Origin of the sequence: Raineyella sp., from assembly GCF_034933565.1 — a bacterium.
Lineage (GTDB): Bacteria > Actinomycetota > Actinomycetes > Propionibacteriales > Propionibacteriaceae > Raineyella.
This window is the reverse complement of sequence record NZ_JAYFNG010000057.1, coordinates 1-2,210: the sequence shown is the minus strand read 5'-3', so window position 1 is coordinate 2,210 and position 2,210 is coordinate 1. Positions and strand designations below refer to the sequence as shown.

Sequence of the window (2,210 nt, the reverse complement as noted above, 5' to 3'; positions counted from 1 at the left end):
CGATCGCCAGCAAGTCGGGCGTCGCGGCCTGCCCCTCCGTCATCACGGTCTTCTCCACCGGAACCAGTTCCGGCGGCGGCGCCTGGATCGTCCGCCCCGGCCGACGGGCACGGAACTGAGCCCTCCGGCGCTGACGCAGGGCGGCCAACAGCCCAGCAGCGAGGACCCCACCCGCACCGGTGAGCCCGACCAGCAACCACGGGGCCGGCGCCTCGGCGACCCGATCGGACGCCGCACTCACAGGCTTCTCGTCGCTGCTCGCGTCCGAGGCCACCGTCGCCGAGACAGACGGCGAGGGCGCCGCCGGGGCGCTCGATGGGGCGACGGGTACAGGGACGACCCCGCCGGTCGCAGGCGACGTCTCGACCACCGGGGTCGGCGTTGCGGTCACGGGCGGAGCGGAGGCGTCCGGCGGCGGCGACGAGTCTTGGGGTGTCGGCTCGCCTCGATCGGGATCTACGGAGGTTGACGGCTCGGGCGTGGCCTCCGCAGCGGCCGGGATAAGAAGCTGCCAGCCGGGGAGGATGAGGTCCGGGTCGGTCAGGCGACGGCCGTCCGGCTGCCGAATCCCCCTTGAGGCCTCGAAGATCCGTGGCCACGCCTCTGCGTCGTCGAGGTGCTGCTGGGCGATCTCGCTCAGCGTGTCGCCCTTGACCACTGTGTATAGGGAGTGTGCGCGGTCGGACGTTGCCGTGTCCTGTCCGGCGTTGACCTGCGCCGCTGCGGGCAGGGTGAGCACCCAGCCGGGTCTGAGGAACTGTGCCTTGCCCCGGAGGAGATCGTTGTTGAGCTTGAGGATCTCGTGGTAGCGGCTCCCGGACCCCAAGTGGTGCTCAGCGATCGACCACAGGGTTTCACCTCGTTTGACCGTGTGCGTGAGGGGGTCGGGGGCGGTCTCGACGAGCGCGGTGGCTCTGGACGGCGTTCCCGCGGACGCTGACGGCCCCGGGATCACGGTGGACGTTGCTGTGGCCACAGGGCTCGGGCTGTCCGGGGTCGCGGATGCAGTCTCGATCCCCGTGGCGGGCACCGCGATGAACAGGAGCAGCGCTGCTGTCACGAGCCGGCGGGCCGGCGCCTGCGACCACCGTAGCCCGGGCGACTTGGGTGCCTCCAGGCCCCGGATGGCTGCGATTGTCTCCGTGAGGATCGTGAGGGCAAGCAGTCCCCACACAACCCAGGCCGCGCCTTTCAAGATCAGCACCGTCAGGTGACCGTCATCCGGACTCGTGAGCGCCGCCCACCACCCGTCCAGGCCGGACGGAGTCGGCCCCCACCCGAGGGCCAGCAACACCGCAGGAAGCCCCACGAGGAGGGCAACGAGCGCGACGAAGGCAGCAAGTCCGACCAGACGAGGGTGACGAGGCGGTGGGTTCATCGGGGAGCTCCGTTCACGACGCGCGACAGCAGGATGGTGGCGTCGCCGCTGACCGTCTTCGGCCCGATGCCTGCGGTCCCGAGGAACTTCGGCTGGTAGACGATCGTGACGTGCACCGACAAGGTGGTCGGTCCGGTGATGCTGACGCTGCCGTCGACGCCGGCGGCATGGAGGTAGGCCGCTGCGGCCGTGCGGGCGGCGGCGGTGTCGATCTGCGGGGACTGGCCGCGCATGATCTGGCTGGCCTGCACCTGGTTCGCGGCCGTTCGCCCCGCCTGCTGGGCCAGGTCGTGAGCCCTCTGTTGGGCGTTGACCTGTCCGGTGAGGTCGACGGTGATGCCGATCACGAGAGTGAGGATCAGGGCGATCAGCACGCCCCACACCGTGACCGAGCCTCGTTCATCGCGATGCCTCATCATCGCCCCCTGAACACATCGAGCGGACTCGTGACCGTCGCGCTGACGACCCGGTCCGGGAGGCCCGGCAGTGCCAGCTCCGACAGTTCCACCGTGCAGCTCACCGTCGCCGCGACGTTGGCGGGCGTGCCCACGGGTGTGGCGAACCCCGAGGTGTCGAGGGTGACCGTCATCGACGCGCAAGCCAGCCCCTGGTTGGCGAGGGTGGCGCGTGCCGCCGCCACCGCCGACGTCTGGGCGGCGCCAGCAGTGCGGGCGATGGACGCCGCGCGTGCGGCGTCCGCGGCTGCCTGCTGGACGCTGCCGTGGGCCATGGCCACCCGCCCGCCGGCCACGGCGAACAGCAGCAGGAGCATGAGCGCCGGCACCAACAGGACCAGTTCGATCGCCGCGGAACCCCGCTCATCGGCGGCCGC

Annotated in this window: 3 protein-coding genes; all 3 read right to left on the bottom strand. The window is 71.2% G+C overall.

All coding sequences use genetic code 11. The features are described 5' to 3' along the window. The coding region (locus VB059_RS13955; protein WP_323422581.1) for a LysM peptidoglycan-binding domain-containing protein at positions 1 to 1,378 on the bottom strand (1,378 nt) is incomplete at its 3' end. Further along, entirely contained in the window at positions 1,375 to 1,794 is a 420-nt protein-coding gene (locus VB059_RS13950; protein ID WP_323422580.1) for a TadE/TadG family type IV pilus assembly protein, read from the bottom strand. The genes VB059_RS13955 and VB059_RS13950, both read right to left, overlap by 4 nt. Then, the coding region (locus VB059_RS13945; protein ID WP_323422579.1) for a TadE/TadG family type IV pilus assembly protein at positions 1,794 to 2,210 on the bottom strand (417 nt) is incomplete at its 5' end. The genes VB059_RS13950 and VB059_RS13945, both read right to left, overlap by 1 nt.

Coding starts and splice junctions, on each gene's coding strand:
- VB059_RS13950 (WP_323422580.1), bottom strand. CDS start 1,794: ATGAGGCATCGCGATGAACGAGGCTCGGTCACGGTGTGGGGCGTGCTG.